Origin of the sequence: Streptomyces diastaticus subsp. diastaticus (genome assembly GCF_011170125.1) — a bacterium.
GTDB classification, from domain to species: domain Bacteria; phylum Actinomycetota; class Actinomycetes; order Streptomycetales; family Streptomycetaceae; genus Streptomyces; species Streptomyces diastaticus.
The window spans coordinates 2327414-2344205 of record NZ_BLLN01000005.1 but is presented as its reverse complement, the minus strand read 5'-3'; the positions used below and the strand labels follow the sequence as shown (position 1 = coordinate 2344205).

17 protein-coding genes are annotated in these 16792 nt (G+C 73.4%); 13 read left to right on the top strand and 4 right to left on the bottom strand.

Annotated elements, in window-relative coordinates; translation table 11 throughout:
* Positions 1–79 precede the first annotated feature (79 nt).
* Complete coding sequence (locus Sdia_RS27450; protein ID WP_100457753.1) at positions 80–556, bottom strand: SsgA family sporulation/cell division regulator; 477 nt, start codon at positions 554–556, stop codon at positions 80–82.
* Positions 557–863: 307 nt separating this feature from the next.
* On the opposite strand from Sdia_RS27450, the gene Sdia_RS27445 reads away from it, so the two are divergent.
* Together Sdia_RS27445 and Sdia_RS27440 are read left to right on the top strand one after the other, a co-directional pair.
* Positions 864–2303 carry an RDD family protein gene (locus tag Sdia_RS27445; protein WP_189499818.1) on the top strand — a complete coding sequence of 480 codons (1440 nt, stop codon included), beginning with the start codon at positions 864–866 and terminating at the stop codon, positions 2301–2303.
* Between the two features lie 78 nt (positions 2304–2381).
* Positions 2382–3083 (top strand): RDD family protein, encoded by a 702-nt coding sequence (locus Sdia_RS27440; RefSeq protein ID WP_115067948.1) that lies wholly within the window; start codon positions 2382–2384, stop codon positions 3081–3083.
* Positions 3084–3622: 539 nt separating this feature from the next.
* On the opposite strand, the gene Sdia_RS27435 is transcribed toward Sdia_RS27440, so the two are convergent.
* Positions 3623–3871 (bottom strand): hypothetical protein, encoded by a 249-nt coding sequence (locus Sdia_RS27435; RefSeq protein ID WP_124288108.1) that lies wholly within the window; start codon positions 3869–3871, stop codon positions 3623–3625.
* A 448-nt stretch (positions 3872–4319) separates the two neighbouring features.
* On the opposite strand from Sdia_RS27435, the gene Sdia_RS27430 reads away from it, so the two are divergent.
* Together Sdia_RS27430 and Sdia_RS27425 are read left to right on the top strand one after the other, a co-directional pair.
* Positions 4320–6725 carry an immune inhibitor A domain-containing protein gene (locus Sdia_RS27430; RefSeq protein WP_115067950.1) on the top strand — a complete coding sequence of 802 codons (2406 nt, stop codon included), beginning with the start codon at positions 4320–4322 and terminating at the stop codon, positions 6723–6725.
* Between the two features lie 122 nt (positions 6726–6847).
* Positions 6848–7183 (top strand): hypothetical protein, encoded by a 336-nt coding sequence (locus Sdia_RS27425; RefSeq protein WP_100457748.1) that lies wholly within the window; start codon positions 6848–6850, stop codon positions 7181–7183.
* Between the two features lie 25 nt (positions 7184–7208).
* On the opposite strand, the gene Sdia_RS27420 is transcribed toward Sdia_RS27425, so the two are convergent.
* Together Sdia_RS27420 and Sdia_RS27415 are read right to left on the bottom strand one after the other, a co-directional pair.
* On the bottom strand, positions 7209–7799 hold the full coding sequence (locus Sdia_RS27420; RefSeq protein ID WP_185393372.1) for an isochorismatase family protein: 591 nt from the start codon (positions 7797–7799) through the stop codon (positions 7209–7211).
* A 109-nt stretch (positions 7800–7908) separates the two neighbouring features.
* Positions 7909–9177, bottom strand: coding sequence for a nicotinate phosphoribosyltransferase (locus Sdia_RS27415; protein ID WP_229830268.1), 1269 nt, complete (start codon positions 9175–9177; stop codon positions 7909–7911).
* Between the two features lie 298 nt (positions 9178–9475).
* On the opposite strand from Sdia_RS27415, the gene clpS reads away from it, so the two are divergent.
* The 9 genes from clpS to Sdia_RS27370 all read left to right on the top strand — a co-directional run bounded on the left by clpS (position 9476) and on the right by Sdia_RS27370 (position 16704).
* Entirely contained in the window at positions 9476–9790 is a 315-nt protein-coding gene (gene clpS, locus Sdia_RS27410; RefSeq protein WP_100457746.1) for an ATP-dependent Clp protease adapter ClpS, read from the top strand.
* Positions 9790–10392, top strand: a complete 603-nt coding sequence (locus Sdia_RS27405; RefSeq protein ID WP_115067951.1) for a DUF2017 domain-containing protein — start codon at positions 9790–9792, stop codon at positions 10390–10392. The genes clpS and Sdia_RS27405 overlap by 1 nt, the downstream gene beginning before the upstream one ends.
* A gap of 145 nt (positions 10393–10537) precedes the next feature.
* Positions 10538–11653, top strand: coding sequence for an ABC transporter substrate-binding protein (locus tag Sdia_RS27400; RefSeq protein ID WP_100457744.1), 1116 nt, complete (start codon positions 10538–10540; stop codon positions 11651–11653).
* A 371-nt stretch (positions 11654–12024) separates the two neighbouring features.
* A complete protein-coding gene (locus Sdia_RS27395; protein ID WP_189401167.1) occupies positions 12025–13470 on the top strand; it encodes an amino acid permease in 1446 nt (481 codons plus the stop codon).
* 100 nt (positions 13471–13570) lie between these two features.
* Positions 13571–14005, top strand: coding sequence for a M67 family metallopeptidase (locus tag Sdia_RS27390; protein WP_115067953.1), 435 nt, complete (start codon positions 13571–13573; stop codon positions 14003–14005).
* Between the two features lie 130 nt (positions 14006–14135).
* Positions 14136–14291: a hypothetical protein gene (locus tag Sdia_RS27385; RefSeq protein WP_181843948.1), complete on the top strand. Its 156-nt coding sequence runs from the start codon at positions 14136–14138 to the stop codon at positions 14289–14291.
* Positions 14292–14400: 109 nt separating this feature from the next.
* On the top strand, positions 14401–14715 hold the full coding sequence (locus Sdia_RS27380) for a MoaD/ThiS family protein (RefSeq protein WP_100457741.1): 315 nt from the start codon (positions 14401–14403) through the stop codon (positions 14713–14715).
* On the top strand, positions 14715–15665 hold the full coding sequence (locus Sdia_RS27375) for a PLP-dependent cysteine synthase family protein (protein ID WP_100457740.1): 951 nt from the start codon (positions 14715–14717) through the stop codon (positions 15663–15665). The genes Sdia_RS27380 and Sdia_RS27375 overlap by 1 nt, the downstream gene beginning before the upstream one ends.
* A gap of 289 nt (positions 15666–15954) precedes the next feature.
* Positions 15955–16704: an MBL fold metallo-hydrolase gene (locus Sdia_RS27370; RefSeq protein ID WP_185393373.1), complete on the top strand. Its 750-nt coding sequence runs from the start codon at positions 15955–15957 to the stop codon at positions 16702–16704.
* The last annotated feature ends 88 nt before the right edge of the window (positions 16705–16792 follow it).

Sequence of the window (16792 nt, the reverse complement as noted above, 5' to 3'; positions counted from 1 at the left end):
CCGGCTCCCGTCACCCGCACGGGAGCCGGCGCCCGAAGCGGTGACCCGCCGGAGAGGCCGGGCGCCCGCCTGGCCGGGCTCACTCACCGTCCGGCCCCGGCGCCTCCTCGGGCCACGGATCGCCGCGCCACAGGTCGTCGGCCGGAGCCGGTTCCAGCAGCCTGGCCAGTGCCGCGTCCATCTCCAGCCGCTCGTGCTCCGTCTCCGCCGGCACGAGGGCCAGGGTGCGGTCCAGCCACGCCGACACCGCCGCCGACGGCGCCTGGAGCAGCGCGTCCCCGTCCGGCGAACTCAACGCCAACAGCAGCACGCCGCGCCCGTCGACCTTCGACGGCCAGATCCGCACGTCCCCGTGACCGCACGGGCGGAACACCCCCTCCACCAGCAGCTCCCGGGCGAACGTCCAGTGCACCGGGTTCTGCGAACCCAGGTGGAAGGTGACGCTCACCGCGAAGGGATCTGCCGCCGCGTACACCAGCCGCGCTGGAACGGCGATGCTCCGCTCGGGCGAAAGGACCAGCCGCAGTTCCAACTCGCGTTCCACAACGGTGTTCATCTCGGTGCGCTCCTCAGCTCTCCCGCAAGTTCCGGCCCCAGGAGCCGGACGTCCTGCCGTCCGCCTGCCCCGGCAGGGCCGCCGGACGGTCCGTCACCAGGCGAGAGCACGCCCGATGCCGGGCATTACGCGACTTCGGCGGGAAATTTCTCCGCCGCCACCGCGCGCGTCCGCGAAGCCCCCTCCGTACGGTGCCCGGCACCGTCCGTGAGCGGGCCGGTCCGCGCACACCGGCCCGCGGGGCGGGGAGTTCTGATAAATGTGGACGCCACCACACCACCTCCGAGCAGATACGGGACGACGGACCATGAGCGCCCCAACTCCGGCACCCGGTGACGACAGGCCCAGCCCGGCCTACTACCCCGACCCGTCCATTCCGGGCTACATCAGGTACTGGAACGGCGCCTCCTGGGTCCCCGGCACCAGCCGCCCGGCTCCCGCCGACGGTGAGCCCCTGCCCGCCCCGCCGCCGGGCTTCGTCCCCGCACCACCGCCCGCCACCCCGGCCCCCGCCGAGGAGACCGGCCCCGTCTTCCTCGACGAGGACCCGGCCGCCCCCAGCGCCGAGGGCCCCGCCCGCGAGAGTGCCTGGGGCGCCGACCCCGCCCGCCAGTCCGGCTTCGGCGGCGCCGCCGACCGGCGCGTCTCCTGGGGCGAGGAACCCGGCCGCGCCGTACCCGACCCCCGCACCGGCGAACCCGCCCGGTCCGCCGACGCCGGGTCCCTCGGCCAGCCCGCCGCCCCCGCCGTGCCCGTGGAGGGCACCCTGACCTTCCGCCGCCCCGCCGGGCCCGTCACCCCGGCCGCCCGCCGCGACGCCGCCGGCCCCGCCGGACCGCCCGGCCTCGGCCAGGCCCCCGTCGACCCGCGCGGCACCTCCGCCCCGGCCGCGCCCGCCACCCCCGCCCCGCGCCAGGCCCCCGGGACCCTGCCGATCCGCGCGCTGCCCCGCGCGGACGCCCCGCCCGCCGCCACCGAGCAGCCCGCCGCTCCCGGCGCCCTGCCCGCCCAGCCCCCGGTACCCGGCAACACGGCCCCGGCTCAGCCGCACCCGGCGCCCGCCGTCCCCCAGCCGCGCCCCGCGCCGCACGCGCAGCCCGCCCAGGCCCAGCCCGCCCAGGCCCAGCCCGGCTGGGCCCAGCAGCCGCCGGCGGCCGGTGCCCCGTCCGCGGCCGGGCCCGTCCGGGCCGACGAGAACGTCCCCGTGGTGCCGTGGAAGCCGCCCGTCGAGGACCCGTTCCTCGCGGCGGCCCGCGCGCAGGCCGCCGCGCGTCCCGCCGGACTCGGACGGCGGCTCGCGGCCCGGCTCATCGACACCCTGGCGGTGGGTGCCGTCACCGCCGCGGCCGCCGTACCGCTGGTGGCGAGCGCCCGCGAGCACGTCGACGCCAAGATCGAGGCCGCCAGGCTCTCCGGACGGACCGTCACCGTGTGGCTGCTGGACGGCACCACCGCCGGGTACCTCGGCGCGGTCCTCGCCGTCCTCCTCCTCTTCGGCGTCGTCTACGAGGCGCTGCCCACCGCCAAGTGGGGCCGCACCCTGGGCAAGAAGCTGTTCGGGCTGCGCGTCCAGGACATCGAGGAGCACGACGCCCCCGCGTTCGGGGCGGCGCTCAGGCGCTGGTTGGTGTACAGCGTCCCGGGGCTCCTGCTGATCGGCGTGGCCGGCGTCGCGTGGTGCCTCTTCGACCGTCCCTGGCGTCAGTGCTGGCACGACAAGGCGGCCCGCACCTTCGTCGCCCGATAGGCCCAGCCCCGCCCGCCGTGTCCCCCGGACGGCGGCCCGGCGGATGCGCGAGGGGGCGGGCCGGGGTCGACTCGGCCCATGACGACCGAACCGCCGCCCCCCGGGTCCGGCTCCTCGCCGGACGACGACCCGTTCCGCAAGCCGCCCCAGTCCGGCGGCGGCAGCCCGTACGACCCGCCCCCGCCGGGCGGCGGAGACCCCCACGGCCCGCCGCCCGGCGGGGGCTCCCCGTACGGCGGCAACCCGTACGACAACCCCCCGCCGCCCGGCGGCGGCGGTCCCTACGGTGGCGCCGGGGGAGGCGGCCCGTACGGCGGAGATCCGCTGGCGGGGATGCCGCCGCTGGCGCCGAGCGGCAAGCGCGTGCTGGCCCGCGTCATCGACATGATCATCGTCGGCGTCGTGGTCTGGCTGCTGTCCCTGCTGTTCAGCGTCGGCACCTGGGACACGGACGTCGACAACATCGACGCCGGCAAGTCCTTCGGCCAGTCCCTGATCGCCGCGATCCTCTACATCGCCTACGACACGGTCCTCACCGCCCGCACCGGCCAGACCGTCGGCAAGCGCCTGATGCACCTGCGCGTCGCCGACCTGAGCAACGGCGCGACGCCCAGCACGCAGACCTCGCTCATCCGCGCCGCGGTCCTCTGGATCCCGTTCGCCTTCTGCTGCGCCTGTGTCTGGACCCTCATCTGCGGTGGCTGGAGCTTCTTCGACCGCCCCTACAAGCAGGGCCTGCACGACAAGGCGGCGAAGACCGTGGAGGTGACCACGCCCTGACGCCGGGCCGGGCCGGGCCCGGTGCGGTGCCGGAGCCGGAAGGCGCCCGGAGGCGGCCTGCGACGACGGGCGGCCGAGCGAACGCGAGCGGCGGGAGCCGGCCAGGGCTGAGGCGGTCCTTGTGGTCAACCCGTTCGAGGCCGGCATCCTGGCCGGTGTGTGGGGGGCCTGGACGACGCCGACCGCTCCCGGCCCGTGTGTGAACCGGCCGGGAGCGTGCGCACGCTCGTGGACGGTGGCCGGATCGAGGTGCGTCGTACCGCGCCGTGGACGGCTCCGTCAGGGGAGCGGGGTTCCCCGCCCGGGGAACCGGGGCCGCGTCGTCAGCTCCCGGCGGTGCTCGCCTCACCCGGCCACCCGCACGTGGCCGGAGGACGGCGGCCGGACCGGCGCGGTGACCCGGCCGGGACCGAGGCGGACAGGAAGAGCGCCCACCGTTCTCCGAGGGGACGGCGGAGGGGCCCCCGGGCGCCTCGGCGCGCCGCCCCGCCTGAGGGGGCCCGCCCACCGGACGCCCGCTCCCCGCCCCTGCCGAGCGGTCAGCGGCGGGTGCCGGTCGACTCCCTGAGTGAGGCGGGGCCGACGGAGCGGACGGCCGCCGGGTGCTGCCCGGGCGCGTGCCGCACCGCAACGGTCGCGGCCGCGAGCAGGCCGAGGGCGAGTGCGGCGGCCGCGACCAGGACGATGCCGCCCGTGCCGGTCGTACCGGTGAGCAGCAGCAGGGCGACCGTGGCGAGGACCACGGTGGCCGCACCGGTGGCGTACTGGGCGGGGGTGGGGCGAGCCATGGCGGGACCGTCCTCGGCGTCTCGGGGGTGACGCGCCTCCCGGTCCGAGGGGAACCGGGCGGGCGGAATGGATTGGTGCGGCCGGCCGCGCGGGTGGGGCACCGGGCGGCCGGGCCAGGCCGTGGACGACCTCACCGGAGGCGATGCCCCGCGTCCCGCACCGGTACGCCGCGCTCCACTCCGGCGGCGAGGCACGCGGGGGCGCACGGGGGCACCGGGTGCGGAGGGCTGGCGCCCGGCGGGCGCGCGGCCGTACAGTCGGCCGCCGCCCGGCCGCCCGTTCCCGTCAAGTGGTCCGCCGCATAACGGTTTTGACCTGTCCAAGTCAAGATCTGTCTTTTCCCCCGCCACTCCGGTCGAATGTCGTCACTTGTGTTCCGTGCCGGGCGGAGACGTGGCAAGAGGCCGCAGTCCCCGGCGCCCGGCCTCTCGGGAGGACAGCGCACACGTGAGCAGACATCGGAGAGCCTTCAGGGCCACCGCCCTGAGCGTGGCCATAGCCGCGATAGGCGCCACCACCGCGACGATCGGCACCGCACAGGCCGCCGACCGCCCGGGGGGAGACGACTCGGCCGTCGAGCGCCGCGACCCGGCACCGGCCAAGGGCCACGTCGAGCACGACCTCGAAGGACCGTTCAGCGAGAAGCAGGAGAAGCAGCGCGGCGAGGCCCTGCGCCAGCTCATATCGGGCGACAAGAAGGCCAGCCAGCGCGGCGCCTCGCGCGTCCTGAGGCTCGACGACGGCAAGTACGTCGAACTGGGCCGCGAGAAGACGGACAAGATCTTCACCATCCTCGTGGAGTTCGGCGACAAGGTCGACGACACCACGATGTACGACCCGGACGGCCCCGAGGGCCCCGAGGACCCCGTCGTCAAGTACGGCGGTGAGCCCGGCCCGCTGCACAACCGGATCGCCGAGCCCGACCGGAAGAACGACAACTCCACGGACTGGAAGGCCGACTTCTCCCAGCAGCACTTCCAGGACCTGTACTTCGCCACGGACAAGAACAAGGAGTCCGTCAAGAAGTACTACGAGAAGCAGTCCTCGGGCCGCTACTCGGTCGACGGCGAGGTCTCCGACTGGGTCAAGGTCGACTACAACGAGGCCCGTTACGGCTCCAACTACTGCGGCGACACCAACTGCGCCAACGTCTGGGACGTCGTCCGCGACGGCGTGAACCAGTGGGCCGACGACCAGAAGGCCGCGGGACGCGGCGACGCCGAGATCAAGGAGCAGCTCGCCCAGTACGACACCTGGGACCGCTACGACTTCGACGGCGACGGCGACTTCAACGAGCCCGACGGCTACATCGACCACTTCCAGATCGTGCACGCCGGCGAGGACGAGTCCGCGGGCGGCGGCGCCCAGGGCACCGACGCCATCTGGGCCCACCGCTGGTACGCCTACGGCACCGACGCCGGCAAGACCGGCCCCGCCGGCAACAAGGCGGGCGGCGCCCAGATCGGCGACACCGGCGTCTGGGTCGGCGACTACACCGTCCAGCCCGAGAACGGCGGCCTCGGCGTCTTCGCCCACGAGTACGGCCACGACCTGGGCCTGCCCGACCACTACGACACCAGCGGCACCGGCGAGAACTCCACCGCCTTCTGGTCGCTGATGTCCTCCGGCTCCTGGCTCGGCACCGGCAGGACCGAGATCGGCAACCTGCCCGGCGACATGACCGCCTGGGACAAGCTCCAGCTGGGCTGGCTCGACTACGCCACCGCCAAGGCGGGCACCAGGTCGACGCACAAGCTCGGCCTCTCCGAGTACAACACCAAGGACAAGCAGGCCCTCGTGGTCGAGCTGCCCGACAAGGAAGTCACCACCACCATCACCGAGCCCGCCGAGGGCTCCTCGCAGTGGTGGTCCGACAGCGGCGACGACCTCAAGAACACCCTGACCCGCCCGGTCGACCTCACCGGCAGGTCCGCCGCCACCCTGGACCTCCAGGGCTGGTGGAACATCGAGGAGAACTACGACTTCCTCTACACCGAGGTCTCCACCGACGGCGGCGCGAACTGGACCGCGCTCGACGGCACCGTCGACGGCAAGCCGCTGCCCCGCGACGGCGGCGACACCCCCGCCCTGCACGGCGTCTCCGACGGATACCGCTCGCTCTCCTTCCCGCTGGACGCCTACGCCGGCCAGAAGGCCGAACTGCGGTTCCGCTACCAGACCGACGGGGGCCTGGCCGAGCCGGGCTTCGCCGCCGACGCGATCTCCCTGACCGCCGACGGCGAGGAACTCTTCGCCGACGGCGCCGAGGACGGCGACAACGGCTGGACCGCCAAGGGCTTCCAGCGCATCGGCGCCTCCTTCACTCAGGACTACCCGCAGTACTACATCGCCGAGAACCGCCAGTACGTCAGCTACGACACCACGCTGAAGACCGGCCCGTACAACTTCGGCTGGACCTCGACGCGCCCCGACTGGGTCGAGCACTTCCCCTACCAGAACGGTCTGCTGATCTGGCTGTGGGACACCTCCCAGAAGGACAACAACACCGGCGTCCACCCCGGTGAGGGCCGGGTGCTGCCGGTCGACGCGCACCCGAAGGCCGAGAAGTGGGCCGACGGAACGATCATGCGCAACCGCATCCAGGCGTACGACTCGCCGTTCAGCTGGTACCCGACGCAGGGCTTCACCCTCCACCAGGACGGCAAGCCCGCCAAGGTCAAGCCGAAGCTCGGCATCCCCGTCTTCGACGACGGTTTCCCGGGCCGGTACTACGACGCGTCGAACCCCACCGGTTCGGTCAAGGTCACTGACACCAACACCCGGATCACCCTCACCAAGGAGCCGCTGAGCGGCAAGACGATCACGGTGAAGGTCGGACCCTCGCTGAAGTAGCCCGCGAAGCCGCAGGTCACAGACGTATCGGCCGTCGCCCTCTAGCGGGCGGCGGCCGATCGCGCTTAGATGCACCCGTGACCGTCTTATTGACACGACTTCTCACGGGGGTGAGCTGAGGGATGGCCGCAGGTGGATTTGTCCGGATGCCGGGGGGTAGCGTGGTCGTCGCGCTGAGTCTCCCCGCGCCCCTGCCCGTGTCCGGGCAGGGGGAGCAGCGGGTGCGGGTGCTCGTCCATGCCAAGAACAGGGCCCGGGCCCTGACCCGGCTCCGCAACCTCGGCCTGCGTGCCGTCTACCTCCGGGGGAACGCGGCGCCTCCCACACCGGACGAGGTCACGGCCGTCCTGCACCACCCCGACGGCCTCATATGGCGCGCCGCCGCCCCCTCGGCCGGAGACGTGGCCGTCTCCCGGCCTCCCGAGCTCTGGCGTCCCATCCGGGCGCTGCTCGCCTGACGGCCGTCCGCGCGGCCGTTCCGGTTCAGTCCCGCCCCGCCTCCCCGGCGAGGGAGACCCCGGCCTCCCGGAGCTCGGCGACGGCCGCCGCGACCGTGTCGGGGGCGACCCCCGCCGCGAGGTCCAGAAGGACCCGGGTGCCGAACCCGGCGGAGAGCGCGTCCAGCGCCGTGGCCCGCACGCAGTGGTCGGTGGCGAGCCCGACCACGTCGACGTCGGTGACCCCCCGGGCGCCGAGCCAGTCGGCGAGACCGACCCCGTTCTCGTCGGTCCCCTCGAACCCGCTGTAGGCGGCCGTGTACGCCCCCTTGTCGAAGACGGCCTCGACCGCGCCCGAGGCGAGGGCGGGCGCGAAGGCGGGGTGGAAGCCGGCCCCCTCGGTCCCGGCCACGCAGTGCGGCGGCCAGGAGTCGCGGAAGTCGGGCCGGGCCGAGAAGTGGTCGCCCGGGTCCACGTGGTGGTCGCGGGTGGCGACGACGTGGTCGTACAGCTCCCGTCCGGGACCGTCGAGGTGCTCGGTTATCGCGGCGGCCACCTCGGCTCCGCCGGTGACGGCGAGGCTGCCGCCCTCGCAGAAGTCGTTCTGGACGTCGACGACGATCAGTGCGCGGCGCATGGCGTGTCCTTCGATGGCGTTGCGGATACGGAGGGTGCGGGCGGGGCCGGGCGGCTCACACTGCCGAGCCTAGGCACCGGCGGTCCCGTACGGCAGGGGCCGGCGGGGGTCAGCCCGTCCGCGGAGCGAGGTACTCGGTGGGGATGACCGGCTCGCCCTTGGAGAGCTGGGTGGCGGAGAGCGGCAGGGCGGCCCGGGCGGCGGCGTGCCGCTCGCGTGCCACGTCCATCGGCTCGCGCCCGACCACCTCGCCGTCGCGCACCAGCTCCACCAGCAGCTGGGCCTCGGCCAGCTCCGCCGGGACCGGCCCGGTCCCGACCACCTCGGCCTCGGCCACGCCCTCGGCGTCACGGCGCCGCGCCGCCCACTTGCGCCCGCCCAGTGAGGTCTTCCCGCCCAGCGACTTCTTCGCCACCGGCTCCAGCGGCGCCCCGGGCTCGGTCGAGCGGGCCCGCGCCACCAGCTTGTAGACCATCGAGCAGGTCGGGTGTCCGCTGCCGGTCACCAGCTGGGTGCCGACCCCGTACGCGTCCACCGGCGCGGCGGCCAGCGAGGCGATGGCGTACTCGTCCAGGTCGGAGGTGACGACGATGCGGGTGTCGCGGGCGCCGAGCCGGTCGAGCTGGTCGCGGACCCGGTGGGCGACGAGCAGCAGGTCCCCGGAGTCGATCCGGACCGCCCCCAGCTCCGGCCCGGCCACCTCGACGGCGGTCCGCACCGCCTCCCGCACGTCGTAGGTGTCGACCAGCAGGGTCGTGTCGCGGCCGAGCGCGGCGACCTGGGCCTCGAAGGCGTCCCGCTCGTTGTCGTGCAGCAGGGTGAAGGCGTGGGCGCTGGTCCCGGTGGTCGGGATGGCGTAGCGGAACCCGGCCGCCAGGTCCGAGGTGGTGGTGAAGCCGCCGATGTAGGCGGCCCGGGAGGCGGCCACCGCCGCCAGTTCGTGGGTGCGGCGCGCCCCCATCTCGATCAGCGGGCGCCCGGCGGCCGCCGAGGACATCCGGGAGGCGGCCGCGGCGATGGCCGAGTCGTGGTTGAGGATGGAGAGGATCACCGTCTCCAGCAGCACGCACTCCGCGAAGGTGCCCTCGACCCGCAGCACCGGCGAGCCGGGGAAGTACACCTCACCCTCCGGGTAGCCGAGGATGTCGCCGCTGAAGCGGTAGCCGGCCAGGTAGTCGAGGGTGGCCTCGTCGACGACGCCGTGGGTCCGCAGGTGGTCGAGCTGGGCGGGTTCGAAGCGGAAGTGCTCGACGGCGTCCAGCACCCGGCCGACCCCGGCCAGCACGCCGTACCGGCGGCCCTCGGGGAGCTTGCGGGTGAAGACCTCGAAGACGCACGGGCGGTCGGCCGTCCCGGCGCGCAGGGCCGCCTGGAGCATCGTCAGCTCGTAGTGGTCGGTGAACAGGGCCGTGGACGGCACCTCGACCGGCAGGCGCAGCGCGTCCTCGCCGGTCCGGGCCGGCCGGTCACCGGGTGCCGTGTTCCTGGATTCCGCAGTGCTCACGGGGACAACCTCGCATTTCCGGGTGCGGCCGACGACCGCCACAGCGGCGGGCACGGCTGGATGCTACCGCACTTAGCGTCAGTATGACGATTTCCGGGGCCGAGGCCCACCCGTGCGGCGCGGAACCTCGCGGGCCCCGCCGTTTGTGCGCTTGCGCGCCCCGGATGGCAGCATGGGCAGGGTGAGTGTGTCGCCCGCAGAGATCGAGCAACCCGCAGCGGCGGAGGAGACCTTCGCCGTACCCGAACCCGACCTGCCCTGGGTCACCATCGTCCACAACGACCCGGTGAACCTGATGAGCTATGTCGCCTACGTGTTCCAGGCGTACTTCGGGTACTCCAAGGAGAAGGCCAACAAGCTGATGCTCGACGTCCACCACAAGGGGCGCGCCGTCGTCTCCAGTGGCAGCCGGGAAGAGATGGAGCGCGACGTGCAGGCCATGCACGGCTACGGGCTGTGGGCCACCCTCCAGCAGGACCGCGTCTGATGGCCGGCTACTTCGACTCCACCGAGAAGGGCGCGGCGGCCGCGCTGGACGCCGTCGAGATCTCCATCATCCGCTCGCTCGCCGTCCAGCTCCTGGAGCTGATCGGCCCCGGCGACGACCACCTCGGCGACGACCCGCTCGCCGAGCTGTTCGCCGAAGGCCCGAGCGAGGCGCCGACCGACCCGGTCCTGCGCCGCCTCTTCCCCGACGCGTACGCCGACCCGGCCACCGCCACCACCGCGCAGGAGGCCGAGGAGCTGCGGGCCCGGTCGGCCGAGTTCCGCCGCTTCACCGAGAACGACCTGCGGGCCGCCAAACGCGAATCCGCCCTGCTGGTCGTCCGCACCCTCGACGCCGTCCCGGTCGACAGCGAGGGCGGCGGGATCGTCGAACTGACCGCGGACCAGTCCCGCCAGTGGATCGGCGCCCTGAACGATCTGCGCCTGGCCATCGCGGCCCGGCTGGACCTGCGCGACGAGTCCGACACGGACGAGTTGTTCCAGCTCCCGGACTCCGACCCGCGCAAACCCATGGTCATCGCCCAGCTGTGGCTGGCGGGCCTCCAGGAGAGCCTGATCGAGACGCTCATGGCGGGCGACTGAACCACCCCGGACGCCGGACGCCGGACGCCGGGTGCGGGGTGGTCGGCCGTCATCGGTTGAACCCCGCGCCCGATGCCGCTGCAATGGCCTGGAGGGTCGCGCTCCAGGGGGCGCGCGACCGCGTTCCCAGGGGAGGGGCCCACCCGTGCACACGTCACCACCGCCGTCCGACGCCACGACCGAGAGCGGGCCGCCGCCCGTTCCGCTCGGCGCCCTCGTCCCCCTGACCCGCCCCGGCTGGACCGAGGCGGGCCGCCATCTGCTCGCCGGCCTCGAGCTGGGAGTGGAGGAGGTGAACGCGGCCGGCGGGATCGGCGGGCGCCCGCTGGAACTGCTGGTGCGGGACACCGCGGCGGATCCGGGGCGGGCCGAGGCGGCCGTCGAGGAGCTGGCGGGGCTCGGGGTGGCCGCCGTGGCGGGGGAGTACCACAGCGTCGTCGCCCGGGCCGCCGCCGTCCGGGCCGAGGCGCTCGGGGTGCCGTTCCTCTGCTCCTCGGCGGTGCTCGACGCGCTCACCGAGGAGCCGGCCGCGTGGGTCGCGCGGCTGGCCCCGGCCCAGTCGCACGGCTGGCGGAGCTACGCCGGCTTCCTTCTCGCGGCGGGCCACCGCCGGATCGCCGTGGCCCGGCAGGCGAGCCTCTACTGGGAGGCCGGGACCCGCGTCCTCCGCGACCACCTCGGGCAGCGGGGCGGCACCGTCACCGAGCTGGACGCCGACGCGCTCACCCCCCGGGAACTGTGCGACGCGCTGGCCGAGGACGGTGCCACGGCGCTCCTGCTGCTCGCCGGGACCCCGCAACCGGCGGTCCCGCTGGTCCGTGCCGTCCGCGCAGACCGGCGGCTCGACGGGGTGCTGATCGGGGCCCCGGCCGGGCAGCCGGAGTTCCCGGGGTGGCTCGCGGCGCTCGGCGCCGACGGCTCCGGGGTCCCCTTCCTGCGCTACCTGCCGGAGCGGCCCGGTCCGCAGGCCGTCCGCGTGGGGGAGGCGCTGCGGACGCGGCTGGGGGAGGAGCCCTCCTTCGTCGCCTGCGAGGGGTGGGACACCGTGGCTGTCCTCGCCGAGGCGCTGCGGACGTACGGGACCGGGCGGGCGGACGTGGTCCGGGCCTGGGAGGGCGGGGCGGTCGCGGGCACCCGGGGGGAGATCCGGTTCTCGCGGGTGGCGGGGACCGGGGTGCGGCAGTGGGTGTGGCCGCCGGTCCAGGTGGCCGACCGGGACCCGGCGGAGCCGGGGCGGTTCCGCGTACTCCACCAAGGCTGAGCCCGCAAGGCGGCGCCCGGCTCCCGGGGGTCCGGAGCCGCCTTCCGGAGGCTGTCGGGTCCGCCCCGCTGTTCGCTCAACGGACGCCCAAATCCGTATAACGATGGCGTCAAAGGCCCGGCCGCCTATGCCGTCCAGCAAGCGGAATGTCCCCTTCTGCTTGTGGTGTGGCTCACAGGCGGCCAAGTGGAATGAAAGCTTCCGCGTGGTAGACCTTCACGACCACCCACGCGGACGCCACCCCTGTCCTCCTGGGGGCGCCTCCGCCGGCGGACCCCGGCGGGCGGAACTCCATATCCACATCCGGGGGGATCGGGACCCGGGCCACGGCCGACGGAAGGCCACGGCCCGGCGGAGAAAGGCGCACCACCATGTCCTCGACGCAGGTCGACACCGTCAGCGACGGAGAGCCGGGCCCCGGGCGGGGCGGCCCGCCCTCGCCGCACGGCGGCGAGGGATACCAGCGGGGCCTCGGCGCCCGCCAGATCCAGATGATCGCCATCGGCGGCGCCATCGGCACCGGCCTCTTCCTCGGCGCGGGGAAGGCCATCTCGAAGGCCGGCCCCAGCCTCATCCTGGCCTACGCCATCGCGGGCCTCGTCATCTTCTTCATCATGCGCGCCCTGGGCGAGCTGCTGATGTACCGGCCGGTCTCCGGGTCCTTCTCGGAGTACGCGCGGGAGTTCATCGGTCCGTTCGCCGGGTTCGTCACCGGCTGGACGTACTGGCTGTTCTGGGTGGTCACCGGCATCACCGAGGTGACCGCGGCGGCCCAGTACATGACGTACTGGTTCGACGTCCCGCAATGGGTGTCGGCCCTGCTGTTCACGGTCATCCTCTACGGGGCCAACCTGATCTCCGTGAAGATCTTCGGGGAGCTGGAGTTCTGGTTCTCCATGGTCAAGGTCACCGCCATCGTCGGCATGATCCTGATCTGCGCCGGCATCCTCACCCTCGGCTTCTCCGACGCCGGTGACACCGCGACCGTCGGCCACCTGTGGAACCAGGGCGGTTTCTTCCCGGAGGGCATCGGCGGCACGCTGATGACGCTCCAGATCGTCATGTTCGCCTTCCTCGCCGTCGAGCTGGTCGGCGTCACCGCGGGCGAGTCCAAGGACCCGGAGAAGACGCTGCCCAAGGCGATCAACACCGTGCCGTGGCGCATCGCCGTCTTCTACGTCGGCGCGCTCGTCATGATCCTCTCGGTCGTGCCCTGGTCCGAGTTCCAGCCGGGTGTCAGCCCCTTCGTCGCGGCCTTCGAGAAGATGGGGCTCGGCGTCGGCGCCGCCATCGTCAACTTCGTCGTGCTGACCGCGGCGCTCTCCTCCTGCAACTCCGGCATGTACTCCACCGGCCGGATGCTGAGGGACCTCGCCCTCAACGGGCAGGGCCCGAAGTTCTTCACCCGCCTCACCCGCAGCGGCACCCCGCTGGTCGGCACCAGCTTCTCGGCGGCGCTGATGATGGTCGGCGTCTGGATCAACTACCAGTGGCCCGGCGAGGCCTTCAACTACGTGGTCTCCTTCGCCACCATCTCCGGCATGTGGGCCTGGGTCATGATCCTGGTCTGCCAGATCCGCTACCGGGCCAGGGCCGACCGGGGCGAGCTGCCGGTCTCCTCCTTCCGGGCGCCGGGAGCCCCGTTCACCAGCTGGTTCGCGCTCTGCTTCCTCGCACTGGTCGTCGTGATGATGGGCATCGACCCGGACACCCGGATCTCGCTGTACTGCGCCCCGCTGTGGGCCGCGATCCTGCTCGTCTCCTACCGGGTGCTGCGCGCCCGCGACCCGCAGAACGCGTCGTTCGCGAAGAGCTGACACCCCGGCCCGGCCAGGCGCCGGAAGCCTCGTGTCCACCATGCGGGCCCGTCCGTACCACCCCTCGGTACGGGTGGGCCCGTCTGCTTATCCTGGGCCCATGCTGACCCTGACCCAGGCCCTCCACGACCAGATCGTCGCCCACGCGCGCGCCGACCATCCCGACGAGGCCTGCGGCATCGTGGCCGGCCCGGCGGGCAGTGACCGGCCCGAGCGGTTCGTCCCGATGCTCAACGCCGCCAGGTCCCCCACGTTCTACGAGTTCGACTCGATGGACCTGCTCAAGCTCTACCGGGAACTGGACGACCGGGACGAGGAGCCGGTGATCGTCTACCACTCGCACACCGCCACCGAGGCGTACCCGTCCCGCACCGACGTGACGTACGCCAACGAGCCCAACGCCCACTACGTCCTCGTCTCGACCGCCGACACGGACGGCGCGGGTCCGTTCCAGTTCCGCTCGTTCCGGATCGTGGACGGCGAGATCACGGAGGAAGACGTGCAGCTGGTGGCCGAGTACCCGGCCGCCGACTGAGGGCCGGCCGGAGGCCGCGGGAGGCGCCGGCCCTTCCGCGCCCTCCGGCCTGTCCGTCATGCGGCCGCAAACCGTCCGCCAGTCAAGACGGAGCTGCGGAACACCGTGCGGGAATCGATACGATGACCGCATGGTTCCCCATGACGTGAGCGACAGGACGCAGGGCACGGCGCCCATCGCACTGTGCGCCGCCTCCACCCTCCTCCTGGGAGCCTTCGGACGCGGGGCCAGTCAGCGCCTGCACGTCGACCTGTGCCGGATCACCAGCACCATCTGTCAGGGCTGAGCCCGCCCCGACCGCCCCGACCGCGGTCTCACGCCCCGACGGGGCACCCCGTGCAGCCGAGCCGCGCACGCACGCACGCCGTACCCACTCCACGACAGGAGCCCACGCCATGGCCATCGAGGTCCGCATCCCGACCATCCTCCGCACCTACACCGACGGCGCCAAGGCCGTCGAAGGCAGCGGCACCACGCTGGCCGAGCTGATCGACGACCTGGAGACGCGGCACACCGGGATCAAGGAGCGCATCGTCGACGGAGACCAGCTCCGCCGCTTCGTCAACGTCTACCTGAACGACGAGGACGTCCGCTTCCTCGACTCGATCAACACCGAGGTCGCCGACGGGGACAACGTCACCATCCTCCCGGCCGTCGCCGGTGGCTCCGCGGCCGCCCCCATGGCCGGGCGGCGCGCGGGCGCGCTCTGATGCGCTACGACTCCCCGCTCGCGGCCGTCGGGAACACCCCGCTGGTCCGGCTGCCGAGGCTGTCGCCCTCCGAGGACGTGCGGATCTGGGCCAAGCTGGAGGACCGCAACCCCACCGGCTCCGTCAAGGACCGCCCGGCCCTGCACATGGTCGAGCAGGCGGAGAAGGACGGCCGGCTCACCCCCGGCTGCACCATCCTGGAGCCGACCAGCGGCAACACCGGCATCTCGCTCGCCATGGCGGCCAAGCTCAAGGGCTACCGCATCGTCTGCGTCATGCCGGAGAACACCTCGCGGGAACGGCGCGACCTGCTCGCCATGTGGGGCGCGGAGATCGTCTCCAGCCCGGCGGCCGGCGGCTCCAACACCGCCGTCCGGGTGGCCAAGGAACTGGCCGCCGAGCACCCGGACTGGGTCATGCTCTACCAGTACGGCAACCCCGACAACGCCGGTGCCCACTACGCCACCACCGGGCCCGAGATCCTCGCCGACCTCCCCTCGGTCACCCACTTCGTGGCCGGACTCGGCACCACCGGCACCCTGATGGGCGTCGGCCGCTACCTGCGCGAGAACAAGCCCGACACCGCGATCGTCGCCGCCGAACCCCGGTACGACGACGTGGTCTACGGATTGCGCAACCTCGACGAGGGCTTCGTCCCCGAGCTGTACGACGCGTCCGTCCTCACCAGCCGCTTCTCGGTCGGCTCCGCCGACGCGGTCAGCCGCACCCGGGAACTGCTCCAGCGGGAAGGCATCTTCGCCGGGGTCTCCACCGGCGCCGCCCTGCACGCCGCCATCGGGGTGGGCCGCAAGGCCCTCAAGGCCGGCGAGAGCGCCGACATCGTCTTCGTCGTCGCCGACGGCGGCTGGAAGTACCTCTCCACCGGCGTCTACACCGCCGCCACCACCGAAGAGGCGATCGAGACCCTGCACGGCCAGCTCTGGGCCTGAACCCGCCCGGGCCGCCCGTCGGCCGACCCGCCCGCACCCGGCCGGGCTCCCCAGCGGAGCCCGGCCGCACGCGTGTCCGTGCCCCCCGCCGCCGCGCCACGCCCGGGCCCCGCGCCGCCCGCACACCGCCCGAACCCCGGCCTTCCCCGCACTCCGAACCGGTGACACGCCAGGTGAGTTGCCCCACAACCGGCCGACGCGTGTGACCGGGCGCCCTCTTCGGCCCGTAGTCTCGACGGACCCGCACGACCCCCCGTCCGTTTCCAGACAGCGCGGAGGTTCCAGCTCCATGAAGCTCACCGTCGTCGGCTGCTCCGGGTCGTTTCCGTCCGCGGAATCGGCGTGTTCGAGCTACCTCGTAGAGGCCGACGGCTTCCAGCTGCTCCTCGACATGGGCAACGGCGCCCTCGGCGAGTTGCAGCGCCACACCGGTCTCTACGACCTCGACGCGATCTTCCTCAGCCATCTCCACGCCGACCACTGCATCGACATGTGCGCCTACTTCGTCGCCCGGTACTACCGGCACGGCGACGGGCCCTGCGACGCGCTGCCGGTGTACGGCCCCGAAGGCACCCAGCAGCGGCTCATCACCGCCTACGGTGACAGCTCCGCCGAGCACATGCCGGAGGTCTTCGACTTCCGCACCCTGAAGGACGGCACGTTCGACCTGGGCCCCTTCCGGATCATCGCCGTCCGTGTCCCGCACCCCGTCGAGGCCTACGCCATCCGCGTCGAGCACGACGGCCGGTCGCTGACCTACTCCGGGGACACCGGGCCCTGCGCGGAACTCGACGCGCTCGCCGCCGGCACCGACCTCTTCCTCTGCGAGGCGGCCTTCACGCACGGCAAGGAGAACATCCCCGACCTGCACCTCAACGGCCGTGAGGCGGGCGAGTCGGCCCAGCGCGCCGGGGCGGGCCGGCTCCTGCTCACCCACATCCCGCCGTGGACCGACCCGCGCACCAACCTCACCGACGCCCGCGAGGTCTACGACGGCCCGGCCGCTCTGGCCGAGCCCGGCGCCACCTACCCGGTCTGACGGCACCAGCACGGCCGGCCGCAGGAGAACCGCCTGGCGGCCGGCCCCCGTCTCCTCTACGCTCCCGCCCATGGGCATCTCCGTGAGC

Coding starts and splice junctions, on each gene's coding strand:
- Sdia_RS27380 (WP_100457741.1), top strand. CDS start 14,401: ATGGCCATCGAGGTCCGCATCCCGACCATCCTCCGCACCTACACCGAC.
- Sdia_RS27445 (WP_189499818.1), top strand. CDS start 864: ATGAGCGCCCCAACTCCGGCACCCGGTGACGACAGGCCCAGCCCGGCC.
- Sdia_RS27370 (WP_185393373.1), top strand. CDS start 15,955: ATGAAGCTCACCGTCGTCGGCTGCTCCGGGTCGTTTCCGTCCGCGGAA.
- Sdia_RS27415 (WP_229830268.1), bottom strand. CDS start 9,177: ATGCTCCAGGCGGCCCTGCGCGCCGGGACGGCCGACCGCCCGTGCGTC.
- Sdia_RS27405 (WP_115067951.1), top strand. CDS start 9,790: ATGGCCGGCTACTTCGACTCCACCGAGAAGGGCGCGGCGGCCGCGCTG.
- Sdia_RS27450 (WP_100457753.1), bottom strand. CDS start 556: ATGAACACCGTTGTGGAACGCGAGTTGGAACTGCGGCTGGTCCTTTCG.
- clpS (WP_100457746.1), top strand. CDS start 9,476: ATGGGCAGGGTGAGTGTGTCGCCCGCAGAGATCGAGCAACCCGCAGCG.
- Sdia_RS27440 (WP_115067948.1), top strand. CDS start 2,382: ATGACGACCGAACCGCCGCCCCCCGGGTCCGGCTCCTCGCCGGACGAC.
- Sdia_RS27385 (WP_181843948.1), top strand. CDS start 14,136: ATGGTTCCCCATGACGTGAGCGACAGGACGCAGGGCACGGCGCCCATC.
- Sdia_RS27375 (WP_100457740.1), top strand. CDS start 14,715: ATGCGCTACGACTCCCCGCTCGCGGCCGTCGGGAACACCCCGCTGGTC.
- Sdia_RS27420 (WP_185393372.1), bottom strand. CDS start 7,799: ATGCGCCGCGCACTGATCGTCGTCGACGTCCAGAACGACTTCTGCGAG.
- Sdia_RS27425 (WP_100457748.1), top strand. CDS start 6,848: ATGGCCGCAGGTGGATTTGTCCGGATGCCGGGGGGTAGCGTGGTCGTC.
- Sdia_RS27390 (WP_115067953.1), top strand. CDS start 13,571: ATGCTGACCCTGACCCAGGCCCTCCACGACCAGATCGTCGCCCACGCG.
- Sdia_RS27435 (WP_124288108.1), bottom strand. CDS start 3,871: ATGGCTCGCCCCACCCCCGCCCAGTACGCCACCGGTGCGGCCACCGTG.
- Sdia_RS27395 (WP_189401167.1), top strand. CDS start 12,025: ATGTCCTCGACGCAGGTCGACACCGTCAGCGACGGAGAGCCGGGCCCC.